The 22,677-nt window shown below is 58.2% G+C and carries 21 protein-coding genes; 12 read left to right on the top strand and 9 right to left on the bottom strand.

All coding sequences use genetic code 11. The features are described from left to right. Positions 1-85: 85 nt before the first annotated feature. Complete coding sequence (locus ACR0LF_RS07375; protein ID WP_480582372.1) at positions 86-1,654, bottom strand: 2-isopropylmalate synthase; 1,569 nt, start codon at positions 1,652-1,654, stop codon at positions 86-88. 289 nt (positions 1,655-1,943) lie between these two features. Between ACR0LF_RS07375 and ACR0LF_RS07370 the strand changes: the two genes are divergently transcribed. After that, complete coding sequence (locus tag ACR0LF_RS07370) at positions 1,944-2,609, top strand: SDR family NAD(P)-dependent oxidoreductase (protein WP_480582370.1); 666 nt, start codon at positions 1,944-1,946, stop codon at positions 2,607-2,609. 4 nt (positions 2,610-2,613) lie between these two features. Here ACR0LF_RS07370 and ACR0LF_RS07365 read toward each other — a convergent pair whose 3' ends face one another. Further along, a complete protein-coding gene (locus ACR0LF_RS07365) occupies positions 2,614-4,095 on the bottom strand; it encodes an MORN repeat-containing protein (protein WP_480582368.1) in 1,482 nt (493 codons plus the stop codon). Between the two features lie 154 nt (positions 4,096-4,249). On the opposite strand from ACR0LF_RS07365, the gene ACR0LF_RS07360 reads away from it, so the two are divergent. From ACR0LF_RS07360 to ACR0LF_RS07350, 3 genes are all read left to right on the top strand, one after another. Continuing rightward, a complete protein-coding gene (locus ACR0LF_RS07360) occupies positions 4,250-5,908 on the top strand; it encodes an NAD+ synthase (RefSeq protein ID WP_480582366.1) in 1,659 nt (552 codons plus the stop codon). 314 nt (positions 5,909-6,222) lie between these two features. Beyond that, positions 6,223-6,447 carry a hypothetical protein gene (locus tag ACR0LF_RS07355; RefSeq protein ID WP_480582364.1) on the top strand — a complete coding sequence of 75 codons (225 nt, stop codon included), beginning with the start codon at positions 6,223-6,225 and terminating at the stop codon, positions 6,445-6,447. 135 nt (positions 6,448-6,582) lie between these two features. Further along, complete coding sequence (locus tag ACR0LF_RS07350) at positions 6,583-7,914, top strand: NAD(P)/FAD-dependent oxidoreductase (RefSeq protein WP_480582362.1); 1,332 nt, start codon at positions 6,583-6,585, stop codon at positions 7,912-7,914. 4 nt (positions 7,915-7,918) lie between these two features. Here ACR0LF_RS07350 and ACR0LF_RS07345 read toward each other — a convergent pair whose 3' ends face one another. Further along, complete coding sequence (locus tag ACR0LF_RS07345) at positions 7,919-8,851, bottom strand: MBL fold metallo-hydrolase (RefSeq protein WP_480582361.1); 933 nt, start codon at positions 8,849-8,851, stop codon at positions 7,919-7,921. 116 nt (positions 8,852-8,967) lie between these two features. Here ACR0LF_RS07345 and ACR0LF_RS07340 point away from each other — a divergent pair, with 116 nt between their 5' ends. Beyond that, a complete protein-coding gene (locus ACR0LF_RS07340) occupies positions 8,968-9,402 on the top strand; it encodes a DUF1801 domain-containing protein (RefSeq protein ID WP_480582359.1) in 435 nt (144 codons plus the stop codon). 75 nt (positions 9,403-9,477) lie between these two features. Then, positions 9,478-10,806 carry a glutamate--tRNA ligase gene (gltX, locus tag ACR0LF_RS07335; RefSeq protein WP_480582357.1) on the top strand — a complete coding sequence of 443 codons (1,329 nt, stop codon included), beginning with the start codon at positions 9,478-9,480 and terminating at the stop codon, positions 10,804-10,806. Positions 10,807-10,884: 78 nt separating this feature from the next. Here the strand turns inward: gltX and ACR0LF_RS07330 are convergent, their stop codons facing one another. Further along, positions 10,885-11,454 carry a gamma-glutamylcyclotransferase family protein gene (locus ACR0LF_RS07330; RefSeq protein ID WP_480582355.1) on the bottom strand — a complete coding sequence of 190 codons (570 nt, stop codon included), beginning with the start codon at positions 11,452-11,454 and terminating at the stop codon, positions 10,885-10,887. Positions 11,455-11,547: 93 nt separating this feature from the next. Between ACR0LF_RS07330 and ACR0LF_RS07325 the strand changes: the two genes are divergently transcribed. Next, a complete protein-coding gene (locus tag ACR0LF_RS07325; RefSeq protein WP_480582353.1) occupies positions 11,548-11,994 on the top strand; it encodes an RrF2 family transcriptional regulator in 447 nt (148 codons plus the stop codon). 2 nt (positions 11,995-11,996) lie between these two features. Here ACR0LF_RS07325 and ACR0LF_RS07320 read toward each other — a convergent pair whose 3' ends face one another. Both ACR0LF_RS07320 and ACR0LF_RS07315 read right to left on the bottom strand, forming a co-directional pair. Next, positions 11,997-14,525, bottom strand: a complete 2,529-nt coding sequence (locus ACR0LF_RS07320; RefSeq protein WP_480582351.1) for an ABC transporter permease — start codon at positions 14,523-14,525, stop codon at positions 11,997-11,999. Then, positions 14,522-15,217, bottom strand: coding sequence for an ABC transporter ATP-binding protein (locus ACR0LF_RS07315; RefSeq protein ID WP_480582349.1), 696 nt, complete (start codon positions 15,215-15,217; stop codon positions 14,522-14,524). The genes ACR0LF_RS07320 and ACR0LF_RS07315 overlap by 4 nt, the downstream gene beginning before the upstream one ends. A 66-nt stretch (positions 15,218-15,283) precedes the next feature. Between ACR0LF_RS07315 and ACR0LF_RS07310 the strand changes: the two genes are divergently transcribed. Then, on the top strand, positions 15,284-15,910 hold the full coding sequence (locus ACR0LF_RS07310) for an arylesterase (protein WP_480582380.1): 627 nt from the start codon (positions 15,284-15,286) through the stop codon (positions 15,908-15,910). A gap of 18 nt (positions 15,911-15,928) precedes the next feature. On the opposite strand, the gene ACR0LF_RS07305 is transcribed toward ACR0LF_RS07310, so the two are convergent. Next, complete coding sequence (locus ACR0LF_RS07305) at positions 15,929-16,483, bottom strand: L,D-transpeptidase (RefSeq protein WP_480582347.1); 555 nt, start codon at positions 16,481-16,483, stop codon at positions 15,929-15,931. Between the two features lie 167 nt (positions 16,484-16,650). Beyond that, positions 16,651-16,857, bottom strand: coding sequence for a cold-shock protein (locus ACR0LF_RS07300; protein WP_480582345.1), 207 nt, complete (start codon positions 16,855-16,857; stop codon positions 16,651-16,653). Positions 16,858-17,195: 338 nt separating this feature from the next. Between ACR0LF_RS07300 and ACR0LF_RS07295 the strand changes: the two genes are divergently transcribed. Further along, positions 17,196-18,197: a hypothetical protein gene (locus ACR0LF_RS07295; RefSeq protein ID WP_480582343.1), complete on the top strand. Its 1,002-nt coding sequence runs from the start codon at positions 17,196-17,198 to the stop codon at positions 18,195-18,197. 4 nt (positions 18,198-18,201) lie between these two features. Here the strand turns inward: ACR0LF_RS07295 and ettA are convergent, their stop codons facing one another. Beyond that, the gene (gene ettA / locus ACR0LF_RS07290) at positions 18,202-19,869 is read right to left on the bottom strand and encodes an energy-dependent translational throttle protein EttA (protein WP_480582342.1); all 1,668 of its coding nucleotides are present in this window, start codon (positions 19,867-19,869) and stop codon (positions 18,202-18,204) included. A 138-nt stretch (positions 19,870-20,007) separates the two neighbouring features. On the opposite strand from ettA, the gene ACR0LF_RS07285 reads away from it, so the two are divergent. The 3 genes from ACR0LF_RS07285 to dacB all read left to right on the top strand — a co-directional run bounded on the left by ACR0LF_RS07285 (position 20,008) and on the right by dacB (position 22,676). After that, entirely contained in the window at positions 20,008-20,478 is a 471-nt protein-coding gene (locus ACR0LF_RS07285) for an MOSC domain-containing protein (protein ID WP_480582340.1), read from the top strand. A gap of 32 nt (positions 20,479-20,510) precedes the next feature. Continuing rightward, on the top strand, positions 20,511-21,131 hold the full coding sequence (locus ACR0LF_RS07280; protein WP_480582338.1) for a nicotinate-nucleotide adenylyltransferase: 621 nt from the start codon (positions 20,511-20,513) through the stop codon (positions 21,129-21,131). A gap of 66 nt (positions 21,132-21,197) precedes the next feature. After that, positions 21,198-22,676, top strand: a complete 1,479-nt coding sequence (gene dacB / locus ACR0LF_RS07275) for a D-alanyl-D-alanine carboxypeptidase/D-alanyl-D-alanine endopeptidase (protein ID WP_480582336.1) — start codon at positions 21,198-21,200, stop codon at positions 22,674-22,676. The last annotated feature ends 1 nt before the right edge of the window (position 22,677 follow it).

Below are 22,677 nucleotides of genomic sequence, written 5' to 3'. Positions count from 1 at the left end.
ATGCGCGGTGCCGGGCCCAAAGCCGCCAGGCGGTTCGGCAAAGCCGGACCGCCGCGGGTGCAGTAGCGTTTGCCCGGCCCTTTGATCAGGTCAGGTCTTTGTAGCTGATCTCGCGCGCGTCTGCGCCCGGACCGGCCTTTTCGCGGCGCATGATCAGACGGTTCAGCGCATGGATATAAGCTTTAGCTGATGCAACGACCGTGTCTGTGTTGGCCGATTGCCCGGTTGCGATCATGCCGTCCTCTTCCAGACGGACCGAAACGGTTGCCTGCGCATCGGTGCCTTCGGTCACCGCGTGGACCTGATACAGCTGCAACCGCGCTGTGTTGGGATGGATCGCGCGGATCGCCTTGAAAGTTGCATCCACCGGTCCGTCACCGTGCTCGGTGGCGATGATGTCCTGGCCGTCCACTTCAAGTTCCACCGTCGATTCCGCCTGACCGCCGGTGCCACAGGTTACTTTCATGGACACCAGTTGCAGATGGTCATCGGCATCGTCCAGCGTCATCAACGCGATCAGGTCGTCGTCGAACACCTCTTTCTTGCGGTCGGCCAGATCCTTGAACCGCACGAAGATGTCCTTGAGCTGGTTGTCACCGACCTCATACCCCAGTGTTTCGAGCTTGTCGCGCAGCGCCGCGCGGCCAGAATGCTTGCCGAGGGGCAGGGACGTCCCCGAGAGGCCGATATCCTCAGGGCGCATGATCTCAAAGTTTTCGCGGTTCTTCAACATGCCGTCCTGATGGATGCCGCTTTCATGGGCAAAAGCGTTCTTGCCGACGATGGCCTTGTTGAACTGCACGTTGAAGCCCGACACGGTCGCCACCCGGCGCGAGATATGCATGATCTTGGTGGTGTCGATGCCCGTGTTCCATGGCATGATGTCGTTGCGTGTGCGCAGAGCCATCACCACTTCTTCCAAGGCCGTGTTGCCCGCGCGTTCGCCCAGACCGTTGATGGTGCATTCGATCTGGCGCGCACCGCCCGCGACAGCGGCCAGTGAGTTCGCGGTCGCCATGCCAAGGTCATTGTGGCAATGGGTGGCGAAGATCACCTCATCCGCGCCCGGTACGGTCTCGATCAGGCGTTTGATCAGGTCGGCAGATTCCAACGGAGCGGTGTAGCCCACGGTGTCAGGGATGTTGATCGTGGTTGCGCCCGCTTTGATCGCGATCTCGATCACGCGGCAGAGATAGTCCCACTCGGTCCGGGTTGCGTCCATCGGCGACCATTGCACGTTTTCACACAGGTTGCGGGCGTGGCTGACGGTTTCGTGGATCTTCTCGGCCATCTCGTCTTGCGTCAGGTTCGGAATGGCGCGGTGGAGCGGCGAGGTGCCGATGAAAGTATGAATCCGGTTCTTCTCGGCGTGTTTGACGGCCTCCCAACAGCGGTCGATATCGGCAAAGTTGGCGCGGGCCAGACCGCAGATGCGGCTGTTCTTAGACCGTTGTGCGATCTCGCTTACGGCCTTGAAATCACCCTCGGACGCGATAGGGAAACCGGCTTCGATGATGTCGACGCCCATTTCGTCCAGCAGTTCGGCAATTTCGAGCTTTTCGTCATGAGTCATGGTGGCGCCGGGGCTCTGTTCGCCGTCGCGCAAAGTGGTATCGAAGATCAAGACGCGGTCTTGGTCGGTCACGTTGGTCATGGGGTTCTCTTTCTTCTTCTGTCCTAAAGCCTTTTGGCGCGCTGGCGTCCTCCTCTGAGCGGGCGCGCCGGATGGCACGCTCAGAGGCGGATTAGGATCAGTAGGCCACGCAGCGACGCACCACGAAGGGCGGTGTCGGCAAAAGGGATATCTGCGCGGTTGATCATGGGATTGAGGTTATACAGACGATGCCGGGAATGAAAAGAAGGAATTTTGGCGAGTTGAGGCACAGGGGGCTCCGTAATCCGTTTCTCTTGATTGATCCGCTATTGCCGCTAGCTGATCGCTGATGGATACAGCTTTGATCATTGGCGCTTCCGGCGGGATTGGCACTGCGGTAAGCGAGAAGTTGGAGGCACAGGGCGTTTCGGTAACACGATTGTCCCGCTCGGTTGATGGGTTTGATCTGACGGATGCAAGTCGGGCGCTTCAGAAGCTGGACGATCTTTCAGGGCCGTTCGATCTGGTTCTGGTCGCTTCGGGGGCGCTGGAAATTGATGGTGCGACGCCGGAAAAGACCATTCGATCTGTTTCAGCCGATGCAATGATGGACCAATTTGCGCTGAATGCCGTAGGTCCGGCGCTTGTGCTGAGCCGCGCGCATAAGCTGTTGCCGCGGCAGGGGCGTTCGGTCTTTGTGGTTCTGTCGGCGCGGGTCGGGTCAATAGGCGATAACCGCATGGGAGGCTGGATCAGCTACCGCGCGGCCAAGGCGGCGGTCAATCAGGTTGTTCATACCTCGGCAATCGAGCTGGCGCGGACACATAAACAGGCGATTTGCGTTGCGCTGCATCCCGGTACGGTCAAGACACAGTTCACGCAGAAGTATCTGAGCCGACGTCCCGCCGTTGAGCCAGAAGAAGCCGCCGACAACCTGTTGTCGGTGATCCGTGGGCTCACCCCGGCGGAAACCGGTGGGTTCTATGATTGGGCGGGAAAACCTGTTCCTTGGTGAGTGATCAACCGTCGGAGGAACCAGGTTCCGTGGATTCTGAGTCCGATTCAGTTTGTTGTGCTGGGGTGTCTGCCTCGCTCGGTTGATCCGAGGTTTGGTTTGGAAGAACACCGTTTTCCCAGATACCTGTTTCTTCCTGCCCGTTGGCATAGCGCATGGTGCCGCTGCCCTGGCGCTTGTTGTCGACAAAATTGCCTTCGTAAACATCGCCGTTCGAATAGGTCGCGATGCCCTCGCCGTTGATTTTACCTTCGGACCAGTCGCCGTTGTATTTGAACCCGGCTGGCGTCACGATTTCCCCTTTGCCGTGCCGTTTTCCGTTCTGGAAATCTCCGGTGTATACTGTGCCGTCAGAATAGGTTGCTTTGCCTTTGCCCTGGCGGACCCCATCGACCCAGTCACCGTCATAGACTGAACCGTCTGCGCGGGTCACCACGCCCTTGCCATGGCTTTGCGCGTTTTTGAACTGACCTTTGTAGATCATTCCAGTGGCATAGGTTGCGGTGCCCTGACCTTCGATCACACCTGCGATCCATTCACCTTCGTAAGTTGAACCGTCTGGATAGGTGATACGGCCGTTTCCTTCTGCCAGATCGGCCACGAAATCACCGACGTAAACAGAACCGTCGGGATAGGTCAGCTCTCCCAGGCCTTCGATCTGACCCTGTTTCCAGTCGCCGGTATACATAAAGCCATCCGTTCCGGTAAACGTACCTTTGCCGTGGCGACGGTCATCGACGAAATCGCCCTCGTACACGTCGCTGGCAGCGTGAGTCACTTTACCTTTGCCCTGACGGCGCCCTTCAACCAGTTCACCTTCGTAGACGTCGCCATTGGCATAGGTCAGGCGCCCTGTCCCGGTGATCTGGTCCTGCGCCCACTCGCCCGCATATATCATTCCGTCGGGCATGGTCTGGGTGCCTGTGCCGTCGCGCAATCCTGCGCTGACATCGCCTTCGTACATGCTGCCGTCTGCGTAGGTAATCTTCGCCTTGCCTTGACGCCGACCATCCACCCAATCGCCGTCATAAATATATCCGTCGGCAAAGGTCAGAACGCCCTTGCCGTGCCGTTGCGCATCTTTGAACGCGCCTTCATAACGTGATCCGTTGGCAAATTCTGCCACGCCTGTGCCGTTGATGGAACCGCTGGACCATTCGCCGTCATAGCTGCTGCCATTTGCATAGACGATCTTGCCGCGCCCTTCCGGCTGTCCTTTGGCGAATGAGCCTTCGTAGACCGACCCATCCGGATACCGGGTTACGCCCTGTCCCTGAATTTCGCCCTCGACCCACTGGCCGGTGTATTCGAACCCGTTGGGCAGCCGGTACGTTCCTGTCCCGTGACGCAGGCCGTTTTCGTAGGTGCCTTCATAGACGCCACCGACTTCGTCATCCTTGACGATAACCGTTCCGTCCTGCGCGAATGCGGTCGCGGCGGCCAGACTGATCCCCGCTGCCAGAATTGAGTTTCGGATCACGTTCATTTTTGGTCCTGCCTGCCCGGTCATCTTTGGTTGCATCCTTTGGCGCAAAACTAGGATACCGACGGGGGCAGAGCAACGGGTTTTGCCGCATTGGCCTTTTACTCGCGCGGTGATCTGCTAAATGGCAATAGGACTGACGAGGCAAGAGGGCAGCATGGCCGACCGTTTCCGCATCACTTTGGCGCAACTGAACCCGACCGTGGGGGACATCGAAGGCAACTCTGCCAAGGCTGTTGCCGCTTGGGAACAGGGCAAGGCGGCAGGTGCTGATCTGGTGGCTTTCCCCGAAATGTTCATCACCGGCTACAACACGCAGGATCTGGTTCTGAAGCCTGTGTTCCACCGCGCCGCCATGGCTGCGGTTGAGGCACTGGCCGAGAAATGTGCCGAGGGTCCCGCGATTGCCATTGGTGGTCCTTGGGTTGACGACGGAAAGCTCTATAACGCCTATCTGATCCTGAAGGGCGGGCGCATCACCAGCAAGGTTCTGAAACATCACCTGCCGAACGAGACTGTCTTTGACGAAGTTCGCCTTTACGATGCAGGCGCCCTGGGTGGGCCGTATTCGGTTGGCAATTTCCGCATTGGCAGCCCGATCTGCGAGGATGGCTGGCACCCTGACGTAGCCGAAACGCTTGAGGAAACCGGCGCCGAGTTTCTGCTGATCCCCAACGGATCGCCCTATTTCCGGGACAAATACGATGTGCGGCTGAACCATATGGTCGCGCGCGTGGTCGAAACGGGTCTGCCGCTGATCTACCTGAACATGGTCGGCGGGCAGGACGATCAGGTCTTTGACGGTGCCAGCTTTGGTCTGAATCCCGGCGGTGAACTGGCGTTTCGGATGCCGGTTTTTGACGAGGCCGTTTCTCAGGTCGATCTTGAGCGCGGCGATGACGGTTGGCGAATTGTGCTTGCTGATATTGTTCCGCAACCGGATGTGTGGGAACAGGATTACCGCGCAATGGTTCAATCCTTGCGTGACTACATGGGCAAAACCGGTTTCAAAAAAGCAGTGCTGGGATTGTCCGGCGGTGTTGATTCCGCGCTGGTGGCGACCATTGCGGTCGATGCCATCGGGGCCGACAATGTCCGTTGCGTCATGTTGCCGTCAGAATATACCAGCCAGACGTCACTGGACGATGCCGAGGCCATCGCCAAGGCGCTGGGCGTGCATTATGACTTTGTGCCGATTTCGGAAAGCCGAACAGCTGTCACCAATACTCTGGCCCCTTTGTTTGCGGGGCTCGACGAAGGGCTGACCGAGGAAAACATTCAATCCCGTCTGCGTGGGCTTCTGTTGATGGCGATCTCGAACAAGTTTGGCGAAATGCTGTTGACCACCGGCAACAAGTCCGAGGTCGCGGTGGGTTATGCCACGATATATGGCGACATGAACGGTGGCTATAATCCGATCAAGGATCTGTACAAAACCCGCGTGTTCGAAACCTGCCGCTGGCGCAACGCCAACCATCGCGACTGGATGATGGGGCCTGAGGGTGAGGTCATTCGCCCCTCGGTCATCGACAAACCCCCAAGCGCCGAACTGCGCGAGGATCAAAAGGACAGCGACAGCCTGCCGGACTATCCGGTATTGGATGGGATACTGGACATTCTGGTCGATCAGGACGGGTCCATCGCCGATTGCGTCGCCGCCGGATTTGACGAGGCGGATGCACAACGGGTCGAGCATCTGGTCTATATCAGCGAGTACAAACGGTTCCAGTCCGCTCCGGGCACGCGCCTGACCAAGCGGGCGTTTTGGTTGGATCGGCGATACCCGATCGTGAATCGCTGGCGCGACCGTCCCTGAAAATCAAAGCTTCACCTAGCTATTTGGAAACAGTGAGGTTTCCCTTGTGGGCATTGTTCCCGAGGGAGCGAGATTTTGCACGAATTTTGGGGAAAGAACACCGCCTCTGACTTGTTTCGGTGACATTTTTCTGCCACATTTTTGCTCAGAAGTTGCCCAATGTGGGGCGGGTGTGACGCATTGTTCGTTGAGGTCACAAAGCTGATTTTACTGAACGCGGCGCATCCGGGGTTGGATGTCTGAGTGAATGGTTTGGTGGTAAAATGTACGAGGAATTTGAAAGACCGTCTCATGGACCTTTGAAATGGCGGACGATGGAATCTCCGCCGCAGGTGCTGGATGAAGAAAAGCTGGATGCAGCGATTGCCGATTTGCTGAAAGAAGATCAGCAGTTCGAGGATCGGACCGTGGCCACGTTACGGCCAGAGTTTCCGAGCTTGAAGCCGCAGGAAGACGTGACTGCACAAGCGGTTTTGAAGGACACGCGCTTGTCCGCAGTGCTTCGTCAGAAATGGGCTGAACTGTCCGGCGCGGCGTAACCTTTACCTGAACTTCTAACTTTTGGCGTCTGGGTCACAGATGCCGAAATTCGGCAGGTCATCCTGGCAATTCGTATTGCCTGCGCCTTGTCTCTTGGTCTCCATAGCAACCAAGCGACAGAGTAAGGCCCTTTGATGACCGCTCCTAAACCGACCCCTGTAGAATCGGACCTTTCCCTTCCCAAGTCTGTCGATGTCGTCGTCATCGGCGGCGGCATCATCGGCGCTTCGACCGCACTGGAATTGGCAGAGCGTGGCGCATCGGTTCTTCTGTGCGAAAAAGGGCAGATCGCCGCTGAACAAAGCTCGCGCAATTGGGGGTGGGTGCGTTTGGGGATGCGGGACCCCAGGGAAATCCCCCTGATGCTAGAGGCTCTGGACATCTGGAAAACGCTCGACGATCGTCTTGAGCGCAAGACGGGGTATATCCGGTCCGGCATTCTGTTTGGCGCGTCTGGCAAGCGGGATGGGGGCAATCTGGAACGTTGGTCGCAGAATGTAGATGGTTTGCAGACCGGAGCGCGGATGGTTTCGGGGGGTGAGTTGGCAGACCTTTTGCGGGGGCACCACGAGGGTTTTGAAAGCGCATTGTATATGCCGCAAGACGGACGCGCCGAACCCCAATGGACCGCCCCGGCCATTGCCGAAGCCGCTCGGAATTTGGGTGCGGTGATCATGACAAATTGTGCCGTGCGATGCGTGGACGTTCAGGTAGGCCGCATCGCAGCTGTGTTCACGGAACGCGGTAAGGTCGCTTGTGGCCGTGTCGTTCTGGCCGGGGGCGCGTGGTCGCGCCTGTTTGCGGGCAATGCCGGGATTGAGGTGCCGCAGCTCAAGGTTCTGAACACGGTAATGCGCACATCTCCGGTCGAGGACGGACCCGAGGCTGCGTTGTGGTCGGATGATTTTGCGATCCGCAAGCGGGCCGATGGTGGCTATACGATCGCGTCCGGCCACGAAAACACAGTAGACATCGTGCCAGACAGCTTCCGTCTGGCGAAGCAATTCCTGCCTGCCTTCGCGCAGGAGTGGAAGTCTCTGCGTTTTCGCCTGTCCAAACGATGGACCATCGAAGCGCGACAGGACCGAAGATGGCTGCCCACCGATGTGACTCCGTTCGAGCATTGTCGGATTCTGGACCCGGAACCCTCGCAAAAAGTACTGCGCAACGCTTGGGCGCATGCCTGCAAGGCATATCCCGCAATGCAGAAAGGCGAGATCGTTCAAAGTTGGGCGGGTATGATCGACGTGACCCCGGACGCCATCCCCGTCATCTCGGGCGTGGAGGAACTGCCGGGAATGTACATTGCCACCGGGTTTTCCGGCCACGGTTTTGGTATCGGACCCGGGGCAGGGCGGTTGATGGCCGATCTGGTTGCCGGAACAACGCCTTGCGTGGATCCGGCCCCCTTTCGCCTGTCGCGGTTCACCGACGGGTCGAAAGTGCGGCCGGATCCGGGGTACTGATGGCTTATCCCATCATCTGATAGCTAACGGGGACAAATCGGAAGCCTTCGCCCCGTGTCTCGACATAGCCTGCGCCGGGGAACGGCATGTGATATCCGACCATCGGCACCTTGTCGGCCGCCAACATGCCAAGAACATTACGGCGCGCGGCTGTAGCGGCGGCTTTGTCCATGTCAAACCGGACTTCCCATTCCGGATGGGCAAAGGACCAGACATAGTGGTTGGCCAGATCTGCTGTCAGCACCAGACGCTGCCCGTTGCTTTCCAGATGGTAAACTGTATGCCCCGGCGTGTGGCCGTAGGCGGCAACTGCAGTGATGCCCGAGGCGGCCTCGTCTCCGTCCCCGATAAAGCTCATTTTTTCCGCCAATGGCGTGACTTTTTCAGCGACCAGATCACCGACACGGTTGCCTGCATCCTGAGCTGCCCAGAAATCATATTCCGGAGTGGCGGTCACATAGCGTGCGTTGGCGAAAGTGGGGGCGCCGTCAGTTGTCATGCCGCCGATATGGTCGGGGTGCATATGGGTAATCACAACTACGTCGATCTGATCCGGGGTTACACCGGCATCTGCCAGCGCCGCCTGAATGCCACCTTGCCCAAGGCCGGTGTCAAACAGAACCAGTTCCGATCCTGTGTTGACCAGTGAGGGGGTAAAGAAAAACTGCGCGGCATCTGCCGGAATAAAGTTTTCTGCCGAAACTTTGGCGAATTCTTCGTCCGATGCTCCGCCGCCGAAAATCTCTTTGGCTCCGTCGCGCGGAAAGCTGCCATCCAGCAGGGTCGTTACAGTGAAATCGCCAACGTGAAAGGACTTGGCGATGGTCGAGTTTGCTTTGGTTTCCGGGCTTGCGGCCAGAACCGGTGCGGCTGCTGAGGCAAAGGGTAAAGCGGCGGCAGCCCCTAAGGCGCTTCGGCGTGTGAGTTTGATCGTCATCTTCGTTCTCCCTGTCAGGACATCATTGGTTCAGTTAGGGCGTCGTGAGGCTCTGGCCAGTTTATACGCTATTCAGATGGGGTGCGTGGTTGAACATTCCGTGTTAATTTTTGTTCATGGCGAGTTCAGGCAACAAGACTGTCCCAACGGATCAAAGCGTTGAAGAGTTTCTGAAGACTGTCGAGCCGGCGCGGCGGGCCGAAGATGCACATGTGTTGGACAAACTGTTTCGCGCGACTACCGGATACGACCCTGTCATGTGGGGGCCGTCGATCATCGGCTATGGCAGCTATCACTACCGCTACAATTCGGGTCGTGAGGGGGATTTTCTGGCAACCGGGTTTTCCCCGCGCAAATCCGCATTGGTGATTTACATCATGCCGGGTTACGCAGATTTCGGTGACATCCTGGCCAGACTGGGCAAACACAAATTGGGTAAATCCTGTCTCTATGTGAACAAGCTGGCGGATATCGATACGGGAGTACTTTCTGAGTTAATCCGCGCCGGGTTGGATGACCTTGGCAGGTTGTGGCCCGTGGAACCTTCCTGAATCACCTGTTGGATCAAGCGGCGGCTGGACAAAAACGCGCCTTTGTGACAAGAGCCGCGCCAACAGGAGACACCCATGACAACCACCCGTTTTGCCCCGTCGCCCACAGGTTACATCCATGTGGGCAACCTGCGCACCGCCCTGATGAACTATCTGATCGCCCGCAAGGCAGGCGGCACGTTCATCCTGCGCATCGATGACACCGACCCCGAGCGGTCGAAGGAAGAATATGTCGATGCCATCAAGCAGGATCTGGAATGGCTGGGTCTTCACTGGGACAAGGTCGAGCGTCAGTCGGATCGATTGGACCGCTATGCCGAAGCCGCAGACAAGCTGCGCGAGATGGGCCGGTTCTATGAGGCGTTCGAAACGCCGACCGAATTGGACCTGAAACGCAAGAAGCAGCTGAACATGGGCAAGCCGCCAGTCTATGACCGTGCGGCTCTGAACCTGTCGGATGCCGAGAAAGAGGCGCTGCGGGCCGAGCGTGGCAATGGGGTCTGGCGCTTCAAGCTGGATCATGAGCGGATTGAATGGACCGATGGCATTCTGGGCGACATCTCGATCGATGCGGCCTCGGTTTCTGATCCGGTGCTGATCCGGGGTGACGGTCAGGTTCTTTACACGATTGCGTCTGTTGTGGATGACACCGAGATGGGCGTGACCGATGTGGTGCGTGGTTCGGACCACGTGACCAACACCGCGACGCAGATACAGATCATCGAAGCACTGGGCGGCACTTGCCCGCGCTTTGCGCACCATTCGCTGCTGACCGGTCCACAGGGTGAGGCTCTTTCGAAACGTCTGGGTACGCTGGCCCTGCGTGATCTGCGCGAACAGGGCGTGCAGCCGATGGCTCTGTTGAGCTTGATGGCGCGTCTGGGCTCGTCTGATCCGGTTGAGCTGCGCTCGGAGATGGCTGAACTGATCGAAGGGTTCGATGTGAACCGGTTTGGCGCGGCACCGACCAAGTTCGACGTGCAGGACCTGTTCCCGCTGACCGCCAAGCACCTGCAATCGCTGCCGTTGGCCGATGTGGCCGATGCTGTTGCGGATGCGGGCGTTCCGGCCGAGTTGGCCGAACCGTTCTGGGCCATGGCGCGCGAGAACATCACCACTCTGGCCGATCTCAAAGGCTGGTGGGATCTGTGCCGCGACGGGGCCGAGCCTTTGATCGCCGATGAAGATCAAGCGTTCATCACCGAGGCGATGTCTCTACTGCCCGAAGGTCCGTTTGATGGTGAGACTTGGGGCACGTGGACCAAAGCCGTGAAAGAGGCAACTGGCCGCAAGGGTAAAGGCCTGTTCATGCCGCTGCGCAAAGCGCTGACCGGTATGGAGCGTGGGCCGGAGATGGCCGCTCTGCTGCCGCTGTTACAGGTAATCCGCGCGCGGAGCAATTGAACACGCCTGTCGGCGCGTGCCTCCGGCGGAGGTATTTTTGAACAGAAGAAGGGGTAGGCGGTCGCGCTTACCCCTTTTTCATGAATGAACGATCAGTTGCGCCGCGGTTTTGCTGAGGCGGTGGTCCACAAAGGCGGTTTCGGACGGGTTGAGCTGTTGGTGGCGCGGATAGCGCGGCTCGGTGCGATCGTTCAGGATCGGGACGTCCCAGCCGCTGGTAGTTGCAAAGAACCGGTCTGCGCCATCTTCTCCGAACGCGCGGAGGTATCCTTGCACGACCACGTCGATATAGCTGAGCAGCAGTGGGTGTTGGTTGCTGGGTTCGTTGTGTCGACCCTGCGGGACGGCATAGACGGCGATTTCGACTTCATGTGTCAGGGGGTGTGAAACTGCCTCAGTCGCTGGAATTCGGTCATACGCCCATTCACGCTGATCCAGAGCGGCCCAGTCATTTTTAGGTACATGCGCAATCATTCCCTCGATCTCAGACTCAGCGTCCGGCACGGCGGTCAGAAAGGCTACGGGGCGCAGATCGGTGTGCCGCCAAACGCGTTTCCAGCCTTTGAGTTTTGCCGGGCGCGGGTCAGGAAAATCGTGGGTGGCCAGGTTCACCAGGCTGCCATAGCCAAAGAAATAGGGGTCAGCCATACAAAGGGCATCCTTTTGATCGATTGATGTATGTCAAACCGCTTTTTTCCCGGACATGCAATAAGGCTGCATCTTGTATTTAGGGAGGCCCTCATGCGGATTACCAAGCGGACGAATATCGCTGTGCGCCTGTTGATGTATTGCGCAGCTCACCCGGACAGACTGGTTACGAAAGCCGAAATCGCCGAGGTGTGCAACATTTCGGAAAACCATCTGGCGCAGGTGATCAATCAGTTGAGCCAGTTGAATTACCTGAGCACCCAGCGCGGTCGCAACGGCGGCATGTCGCTGGCACGCCCGGCGGATCAGATTCGCATTGGGGCTGTGTTCAGGCATGTTGAAGGCGCTCTGCCCATTGCCGAGTGTTTTGCCGATGCGGACAATACCTGCCCGTTGACGGATGCCTGTCGATTGCGGTTGGCGTTGCAAGACGCGGCAGAGGTTTTCTATGCATCCTTGGATGACGTTTCTTTGGACGCGCTCGTGTGCGACAACGATCCTCTGCTCAGGTTGTTGCAGCCCGTGGCTTGCGTGCGGTGAACTCAGTCGCTGGCGCGCAGAATGCGGGCCGGTCGAACAGAGAGTGGGCGTAGGGCAAAAACAAGCCCTGCGCATAACGTGACGCCGATCCCGGCCAGAACGATGCTGAAGGCCGACGACCAGATGATCGTGAAATCGGTGTCGAAGATGTAGGTGGCTACAGCCCAACCGCCCAGGATGCCAACCAGCAGGGCGACGCAGCCTGCAGCGGCCCCAAGCAGGATGGAACGCAAGCCAAAGCTGCGCAGGATACGGCCACGGTCGGCACCCAATGTCTTGAGGATGGCTGCTTCGTACCTGCGGGCGGGTTCACCTGCCGCTGCGGCGCCTATCAGGACCAGAAAGCCGGTCAGCAGGGACACACCCGCGCCATAAGAGGTTGCGGCGGCGATACCCGCCAGCAGGCCTGAGACGCGGTCTATGGCGTCGCGTACCCGAATGGCTGTGATGTTGGGGAACTGGCCTGCGAGGTCCCGCAGGATGGCGGCCTCGGCCTGTTCTTCGGCATAGACCGTTGCGATAAAGCTGTGCGGCGCACCGGCGAGCGCAGACGGGTTCATCGACATGACGAATCCCATGCCCGCCGTGGAAAAATCCACCTCGCGCAATGAGGTCAGTTCTGCTGTGATATCACGCCCCAGGATATTGACGGTCAGTTGATCGCCGAGGTTCAGGCCCATCTCTTCGGCCTCTTCGGCGGCAAAGCTGACCTGGGGCGAACCTGCATAGTCTTCGGCCCACCATTCCCCCGCCGTCACGCGTGCGTTCGAAGGTGGTTCGACCGAATAGGTTACGCCGCGATCCCCTTCTAACACCCAGTGATCTCCGGCCACGTCCCGCGCGGGTTGGCCGTTGATCTGCGTGATGATCCCACGCAGCATCGGTGCACTTTCAATGCGGCTGACGGCAGGATCGGTTTGCAGGCGTTCGGTGAAGCCGGGCATCTGATCCTTCTGGATGTCGACGAAGAAATAGGACGGGGCGACATCCGGCAGATTGCCCGAGATAGCGTTGCGCAAAGTGCCGTCAATCTGTCCGACCGCTGCCAGAACCGACAGGCCCAGCCCGAGCGACAAAACCACCGACCCTGCGCCTTCGCGCGGGTCCGAGATGGCGGACAAGGCCCATCGCAGAGTTGGACGGCCACGCGCCAAAGGCGTACCTGCACGGGCCAGTTTGCGTATTGCATATGCTGCAAGGGTCAGCAGCGCCAGCGCGCCTACAAGCCCACCGTTTGTCCAGAGCGTAAGTTGGGTTGAGCCGCTGAACCAGGACGCAAGCGCGATGAGCAATGCCAGCCCGATCCCCGTGGCCACGACGTAAATCAGACGTGGAAAGGTGCGGGCCGAACTTAACGCATCGCGAAACAGGGTTGCGGCGCGTACATCCTCGGTTCTGGCAAGAGGCCAAAGTGTGAACAGGAATGCGGTGAGCATGCCATAGATTGACGCCTCGATCAGCGGTTGCGGGTAAAGGGAGAATACCGCCGGAACAGGCAGCTGGCTTTCCAGCAGAGGGGCTAGCACAAGCGGTGCCAGCCCACCCAGTGCGAGGCCGATCACGATACCGATGGCGGACAGCACACCGATCTGGATCATGTACGTCTGAAAGATGGTTGCGCGATCCGCCCCCAAGGTGCGTAGTGTAGCAACCGTTTCTGTTTTCTGGGTCAAATAAGCACGCACGGCAGAAGACACGCCGATTCCGCCGACGGCAAGACCGGACAGTCCGACAAGGACCAGAAAGGCACTCAGGCGACTGACAAATTCGGATATTCCGGGCGCACCATTTCGCGCATCAGTCCAGCGCATTCCTGTACCGTCGAAGGCCTCGCTGGCCGTTGCAGACAAATCCGAAAGATTGGTGCCCTCGGGCAAGATCAACCTGTATTTCGTTGAAAACAGGGTGCCAGGTTCAAGCAGGCCGGATGCCTGTAACGCCTCGGTCCGTACCAGGGTGCGCGGTCCAAGGCCAAACCCATCAGCTGCACTGTCAGGTTCATTCAACAAGGCAGCCGCAAGAACGAATTCTTGTGTGCCAAGCGCAAAGCGATCACCGACTGACAGCCCAAGCCGGTCGATCAGTACAGGCTCCATAATGGCCCCAGGCAAGCCGGAAGCGCCGTTCAAGGCGTCTTCCAGCGTGATGTCGGGCTCCAGCTTAACCAAGCCAATCAGGGGGTAGGCGTTGTCGACGGATTTGACTTGCGTCAGTGCCCTTTCCGGCCCGCCGTCGCGTGGCACAACGGCCATCGAGCGGAAATCGACAATTTCGGAAACCTGATCGGACGCCTGCTGCATCCACGCACGCTCGGTCTCATCGGCGAAACGATAGGTAAACTCCAACTCGGCGTCGCCGCCCAGCAGCGCGGCCCCCTCTTGCGCAAGCCCGGTCTGGATGGCCTGACGCACAGACCCGACGGCGGCGATGGCTGCAACCCCGAGCGCCAGACAGGCCAGCAAGATCCGAAAACCCCGCAATCCGCCGCGAAGCTCGCGACGAGCCAGCCGCCCGGCCAGCCGCAGGCTCATTCTGCGGCCTCTTGCCGGGTCTCTTCTGCGATACGGCCGTCGCGCAGGCGGATTACCCGATCACACCGCTCCGCCAGCGCATGGCTGTGTGTCACCAAAACGAGGGTCGCGTCATACTTGCGACGAAGCCCGAACAGAAGATCAACAATCGCGGCGCCATTGGTCTCATCGAGATTCCCGGTCGGTTCGTCCGCTAGCAGGATTTTGGGGCGCGGCGCAGAGGCGCGCGCCAGGGCAACGCGTTGCTGCTCGCCACCTGACAGTTGGGCTGGGTAATGGTCGCGCCGATGTGACAGACCAACAGCGTCCAGCTCTTGCTCGGCCCGGACGAAGGCATCCTTGTGCCCCGCCAATTCCAATGGGGTCGCAACGTTTTCAAGCGCCGTCATCGTCGGGATCAGGTGGAAGTTCTGAAACACCACGCCCATGTTATTGCGCCGAAACCGGGCCAGTGCGTCTTCATCCATACCGGTCAAGTCCTGATCCAAGGCAGAAACCTGGCCACTCGTCGCTTGTTCCAGTCCGCCCATCAACATCAGCAGTGACGATTTTCCGGACCCTGAAGGTCCAATAAGGCCCAATGTCTCGCCCTTGTTCACGTTCAACGTGATGTCATGCAGAATATCGACCCGTCCGGCATTGCCATCCAGCGACAAAGCGGCATTTTGAAGGGCGAGAACAGCAGATGTCATGGGTCTACCCAGTAAAGGAGCGGTCTTTTGGGATATGGAGCAATCACCACGTTGCGCAAGACTTTGATGACATGTCTTTTTACGTGCTGCGCTTTCGCGGCCACAGCTGAACAGGTGGTGATAGCCGCTTTGGGGGATTCACTGACCCAAGGTTACGGTCTGGTGGAGGAGGATGGATTTGTCCCACAGCTTGACCGTTGGCTGCAGGTACACGGGGCGGATGTTCGGGTGATCAATGCCGGGGTTTCCGGAGATACCACGGCAGGTGGGGCCGCACGGGTCGAATGGACCCTGACACCGGATGTAGACGGGATGATCGTGACCTTGGGGGGTAACGACCTGCTGCGTGGGATAGATCCTGCCGTCTCAAGGGCCAATCTTCGCACAATTCTTGAGGTTGCGCGTGATGCGAAAGTTGCGGTTCTGCTCATTGGAATGGAGGCACCGGGCAATTACGGAAGCGATTACAAGCAGGCTTTCGACGGTATGTACCCCGATTTGGCACAGGAGTTCGGGGCTCTCTTTGCCAACAGCTTCTTTGAAGGGCTCGACGCAGAGGGCAATCCCGGAGCGGTGTCGCAGTTCATGCAACCTGACGGAATTCATCCGAATGCAGCAGGGGTGGCAAAGATCGTTGAAGCTCTGGGTCCATCGGTGCTGACGCTTGTGGACCAGGCGGGTGAAGAGGGGTAAGTGCCCCTCAACGCCCGATCAGACGACTGTGACAACGGTTCCGATCGGGACCCGGTTGTACAAATCAATGACATGTTCGTTCAGCATCCGAATGCACCCGTTCGATACTGCATGACCAATGGTTTGCGGCTGAGTTGTGCCGTGAATGCGGAAATAGGTATCGACACCGTTCTGAAACAGATACAGCGCCCGCGCGCCCAGGGGGTTATCCCCGCCACCGGGCTGGACATAGTCATTGTCCTTGAATTTTGCGTAGGCCACCGGGTCACGCTCGATCATCTCTTCCGTCGGACGCCAAGTCGGCCATTCCTTTTTCACGTCGATGGTGGCTGTGCCGGTGAATTCCAGCCCCGCCTTGCCGACCCCGCAGCCATAGCGGACGGCTTTGCGTGGTTCGGTGACGTAGTAAAGATAGAATGAGCGCGGGGCGACCAGCAACTGCCCGGGCACAAACTGCTTTTTGATGCGCACGAATTGCGGCGTTGGATCATATTCGACCGCTTTCTTGGCGCTGGCGATACCCGGCAACAGGCTGACAGCAGTGCTGGCCAGAAAAACACGGCGTGTGAACATCGAAACCCTCATCGAATGACCAAAGAAACCTAAGAACCAGTTTCATCATGATATGATATTTGGTCAATTCTGAGGCAAACATCACGTGGTCGTGATGTGTCCTGCCTGCCACCGGAAGCAGCGGCAGAAAAAAGGGCAAGGAGGCAACCCCTCACCCAAATTCAAGCTTAGGCCAACTGGATGTTGTCAGCGCTTTCGCGACCGTCACGACCGGCGCGCAGCTCGTACGTGACTTTCTGGTTGTCGGCCAGACCGGTCAGGCCCGAGCGTTCGACGGCCGAGATGTGAACGAAGATGTCTTTGCCGCCCTCTTCGGGCGCGATGAAGCCATAGCCTTTGGTGGTGTTGAACCATTTTACGGTGCCTGCGGGCATATCCGTTGTCTCCTAATTGGTGCTGCCCACGGAGTTGCGGCAGCCTGGCGTCGTCGGTCTGGATCGAATGACTGAGCGCCGAAAATGGAGACAGTAGGTCGAAATAGAAAAACGTTAGCCCCTTGGATATGGCATCGGGAAGGGTGTGTGGCAAGAGAGGAGTGTCCGGAACGTATTCTACTGGCGGTGCTTTACAGACCCATTGGATGTATATCGGCCGCGCAACAAGTACCCGACGGTGAGTTCGTGCCTACCCGTCCTACGGCGTACGCTGTATTTCTTGTTTCAGTAGTCAAGTTGTGATAAAATTCGAAGATTATTTAACGTGGATTGAGTTTATGAAAGTTAGCTTGGGATTGCATCAATTTGACGATGCCGCCAATGATCTATGGAAGGCTTTTAGCGGACCTATTTTAAATCTGATTTTGTTTTCTTTTTTATTTCGAGGAATTGCTTATGACGCTGCAAGTAAAATAGACGTCAATCCAGTCAAAGCTCTTATCGAATTACTGACGGAAATTAAGATTGATAGCTTTGACCTAACTGCAGTTAAAAACGCAACAGAAATTGCATGGGCAAATGTTCTGATTGTGTTGTTAGTATTTTTGGTAGCTGCTGTGGTGTTGGATAGGCTGGTTCGCTTACTCGGAAGCTTAATGCCTGGAGAATTTTCGTTAGATGAGAACATTCTCGTGTTTGGTAAAAAACTAGACCCTGTGTTTTCCTTTGTGTGCGTAAGGTCAGACTCTGATGTAAAGCGACCGGATGGTGAGAATGCTGATGCCAAATCTCCTATGATCCCAGATCGCCTTGAGGCTTGGACCATAGCTAGGAACTGGCTAGATGCGCAAAGTGACATGCTGGATTATCATCGACGTAAGTCAGGTTTGCACAATATCCAAAGACGAGCCGAAGAGCTTTTTAGCTATTCGAAGGCTTACATGGTGCTGATCATTGTCTTTCCAATGTCTGCGTGGCTTTACAGAATATTTGTTTTGGATTCTAGCCCGTATGAGCGAGAAAGCCTTTTGAATTTTGAAAGTTTGGCATGGTATTCTCTCGCGTTGGCTTCATTTGTAGCCACAATTGCCGTTCAAAGGGCGCGATATCTTAGAGCTAGTGAACTTCTCGTCGCGAACGATATGACGACATTTTGCTCACTCTGGAAACTCCAAAATGATCGTCTCAGCTCGACCTCACCCTTTGAAGTCTCGCCCACAACCGCCGAGATAAGTGGGAGCGCGCGAGACCGCGACATTGTGTTTATTTACTACGGGAATTGGGAGAGGCTAGCCCGCAGATGGTTCGGGTGGGGTCGAGACGCAGTACTGGCCCTTTGAGCGGTCACCGCGCAAACTTCTTATGCTTCAACCGCTTGGGCTCCAGTGCGTCCGGTCCCAGACGGCGCTTTTTGTCTTCTTCGTAGTCCTCGAAGTTGCCCTCGAACCACTCAACATGGGCGTCACCCTCGAATGCCAGAATATGCGTGCAAATCCGGTCGAGGAAGAAGCGGTCGTGCGAGATGACCACGGCGCAGCCGGCGAAATCGACCAGGGCGTCTTCCAGCGCGCGCAGGGTTTCGACGTCGAGGTCATTGGTCGGCTCATCCAGCAGCAGGACGTTGCCGCCCTCTTTGAGCAGGCGGGCCATGTGGACGCGGTTGCGTTCACCGCCAGACAGCAGAGAGACCTTTTTCTGCTGGTCGCCGCCCTTGAAGTTGAAGGACGAGCAATAGGCGCGGGAATTGACTTGCGCGTCGCCCAGCTGGATGATCTCGGCGCCGCCGGTGATCGCCTCCCACACGGTGTCGTTGTCTTTCAGGTCGTCGCGGGACTGGTCGACATAGGACAGTTCGACCGTGTCTCCCAGCGTGATGGTGCCGCTGTCGGGCTGTTCCTGACCGGTCAGCATCTTGAAGAGCGTCGATTTACCGGCTCCGTTGGGGCCGATGACGCCGACAATGCCACCGGGGGGCAGGGCGAAGTCCAGCCCTTCGATCAGTTGCTTGTCGCCCATGTGTTTCGACAGGCCTTCAACCTCGATCACCTTGCCGCCGAGGCGCTGGCCGTTGGGGATGACGATCTGGGCGCGCGTGAGCTTTTCGCGTTCTGACTGTTCGGCCAGTTCGTTATAGGCGTTGATCCGGGCCTTGGATTTGGCCTGACGGGCCTTCTGGCCCTGACGCATCCATTCCAATTCGCGTTGCAGCGTCTTTTGCTTGGATTTGTCCTCGCGGGCTTCCTGTTCCAACCGCTTGGCTTTTTGTTCCAGCCATGCCGAGTAGTTGCCCTCGTAGGGAATGCCGCGGCCGCGGTCGAGTTCCAGAATCCACCCGGTGATGTCATCCAGGAAATACCGGTCGTGGGTGACGATCAGGATGGTGCCTTTGTAGTCGATCAGGTGCTGTTGCAGCCAGGCGATGGTCTCGGCGTCCAGGTGGTTGGTCGGTTCGTCGAGCAGCAGCATGTCAGGCGCTTCCAGCAGCAGCTTGCAGAGCGCCACACGGCGTTTCTCGCCGCCTGAGAGGTTGGCGATGTTGGCATCGTCCGGCGGGCAGCGCAGCGCCTCCATCGAGACGTCGATCTGGCTGTCGAGGTCCCAGAGGTTCTCGGCGTCGATCGCGTCCTGCAGGGCGGTCATCTCCTCCATCAGCTCGTCCGAGTAGTTCTCGGCGATCTCCATGGCGATTTCGTTGAAGCGATCGACCTTGGCCTTTTTCGCGGCCACGCCCAGCATGACGTTTTCGCGGACGGTCAGGTTTTCATCCAACTGCGGTTCCTGCGGCAGATAGCCGACCTTTGCGCCCTCAGCCGCCCATGCCTCACCCGAGAAATCGGTGTCGAGACCGGCCATGATCTTCATCAGCGTCGATTTACCCGCGCCGTTGACGCCGACGACACCGATTTTCACGCCGGGCAGAAAGCTCAGATGGATGTTTTCAAAGCACTTCTTGCCACCGGGATAGGTCTTGGAGACACCCTGCATGTGGTAGACATATTGATAGGCGGCCATGTCGCGTCCTCTGGGTCGGGGAAATTGAGTTAAACCGCTGGATATCTGAGGCGGGCGGGCGGGGCAAGCTGGTGCTTTTGTGAATTTTGATTGGTGTCGGACTCACCTAAACACGTTTGGCTGAACAAGGAGTGCAAATTGTCTGAACTGGCAAAGTTAATAGCAGGTTGGTCGCAACTGGGGCGCATAGAATGGATCGGTCTGCGCCCTAACCGGCGGGCCGCAGTGGTCACTACGAAAGAAGCGGTGATCTCTGAGGTCGGCCTCTCCGGCGACCGGGGACGTGCCGGGAAACGGGCGGTGACGCTGATCCAGCAAGAGCATCTAGCGGCGATTGGGTCTTATCTGGGGCAGGGGCCGGTGGCGCCTGAGATCCTGCGGCGCAATCTGGTGGTTTCGGGGATCAATCTGGCGGCGCTCAAAGGGCGCGAAGTGCGGGTGGGAGAGGCCATTCTGCGCTTTACCGTGATCTGCGCGCCCTGCAGTCGGATGGAGGAGGTTCTGGGCAAGGGTGGCTATTCAGCCGTGCGGGGGCATGGGGGCTGGTGTGCCGAGGTCATCCGGCCGGGACGGGTCAGGCTGGGCGATTCGGTGCAACCTGTTGATTGACAAGGCGGCTCAGTTCTGAACAACAGCAAAGAATGGAGCGTTACAGCATTCCATATGCGTGGCCCGGTCAGGTCGTCGGGCTGTTCGGTGGGTCGTTTGACCCGCCGCATCAGGGTCATGTGCATGTCACGCTGGAGGCAATAAAGGCCTTTGGGCTGGATCGGGTGTGGTGGCTGGTGTCCCCCGGTAACCCGTTGAAACAGCGCGGACCCGCGCCAATAGACCAGCGGGTGGCCGCGGCACGGGATGTGATGCAGCACCCGAAGGTCGAGGTGACGAATATCGAGTTGCTGACCGGCACGCGTGCGACGGCGGACACTCTGGCGGTGTTACAGCGGCTTTATCCGCAGGTTCGGTTTGTCTGGTTGATGGGGGCAGACAATCTGGCGCAGTTTCACAGGTGGAAAGACTGGCGGCGGATCATGGACAGCGTTCCTGTTGGCGTCGTTGCACGGCCGGGGGATCGGATTTCGGCCCGGATGTCCCCAGCCGCTCGGGTCTATGCGAAATACCGCATCGACGGGCAGGCGCGGCATCTTTTGGGGCGGGCGACGGCTCCGGCCTGGTGTTTCGTGAACGTGCCGATGGTCGATGTCAGTTCGACTGAAATCCGCACTCGCGGGGACTGGAGCGCGGAAGTGTTGCCGGAATAGCCCCATAGGGCGCATAATCTCATGTAGTGGTTGTGTGCATTTGATCTGTGGGATTTTAATTCAGCTATGACCGATCGTTTTTCACGTCGCATGTTTCTGGGGGGATTGGGGGCGTCTCTGATCCCGGCAACGGGTCTGGCGCAGGCACCATTGGTCTCGCTCAGACCACGGGCACGCGGCGTATTGCTGAGCGGCACCGAGCGTCTGGTGGCTGCCGCAGGGCTAAAAGGCGAGGTTGTTTTCGCGGTGGCGGATGTGGCGACTGGCACGCAGCTGGAGGTTTTTGGTGAGGGTGCAGGATTGCCCCCGGCCAGCGTTGGCAAGGCGATGACCGCACTTTACGCGCTGGATGTTCTGGGCGCGGATCATCGGTTCGAAACCCGATTGATGGCCGATGGGCCGATTGAAAACGGAATTCTGCACGGTGACTTGATACTGGCAGGGGGTGGAGACCCGCTGCTGGATACGGATGCGTTGGCTACGATGGCGGCCAACCTGCGCGAAGTTGGGATTACCGAAGTGCGCGGCGCCTTCAAGGTCTATGACGGGGCGCTGCCATTTGTATTCAGTATCGACCCCGGACAGCCGGATCATGTGGGATATAGTCCGGCGATCAGTGGGATTTCGTTGAATTTCAACCGTGTTCACTTTGAATGGAAGCGTGCCGGTAAAAGCTATGACGTGACTATGGATGCCCGCAGCGCGCGTTATGTGCCCGCGGTGGATGTTGCGACGATGCGGGTCGAAAGCCGAAGCTTGCCGATCTACACCTATCAGCCAAGCGCCCGGCAAGATCGCTGGACCGTGGCCAAGGGCGCGTTGGGCAAAGGTGGGGCGCGGTGGTTGCCCGTGCGCAAACCGGCTTTGTACGCGGGTGATGTGTTCCGCACTTTGGCCCGGTCGAACGGTATCGTCTTGAAGCGTGTTCAGGTGACGCGAGAGACCCCGAAGGGTATCGATCTTGTGGTGCATCGCAGCAAAGCGTTGGACAGTATTCTGCGTGGGATGCTGAAATACTCGACAAATATTACGGCTGAAATGGTCGGATTGGCCGCGACAATGGCTCGTGGCGTGGACCCGCAGAATCTGGCGGAGTCAGCGGCTGAGATGAATCTCTGGGCGGCCCAGAGTTTTGGTGTGACCGGAATTGCGATGGTGGATCATTCCGGTCTGGGCGACGCTTCACGCATGGTCCCGGCGGATTTTGTTGCTGCCCTTGTGGCGGCGCAAAAGACAGGCGCATTGCGACCGTTGATGAAACCTTTTGCACTGACGGACCGAAACGGGAGGCCCGTCAAGAACCACCCCATCAAGGTCGATGCAAAGACCGGGACACTGAATTTCGTGTCCGGTCTGGGTGGGTTCCTGACCACAGCCGATGGGGTCGACCTGGCTTTTGCGATTTTTACGGCGGATGTGGCCCATCGCGCCAAGATTCCACGCGCGCAGCGTGAACGTCCCGAGGGCGCGCGCAGTTGGAACCGCAGGTCGCGGAAACTGCAGCGGGCCTTGCTGGAGCGCTGGGGTTCAATTTACGGAAGCTGAA

The organism is Ruegeria sp. E8 (genome assembly GCF_056533985.1).
The sequence above is the reverse complement of the archived record's forward strand: the minus strand, read 5'-3'. Positions and strand labels throughout refer to the sequence as shown.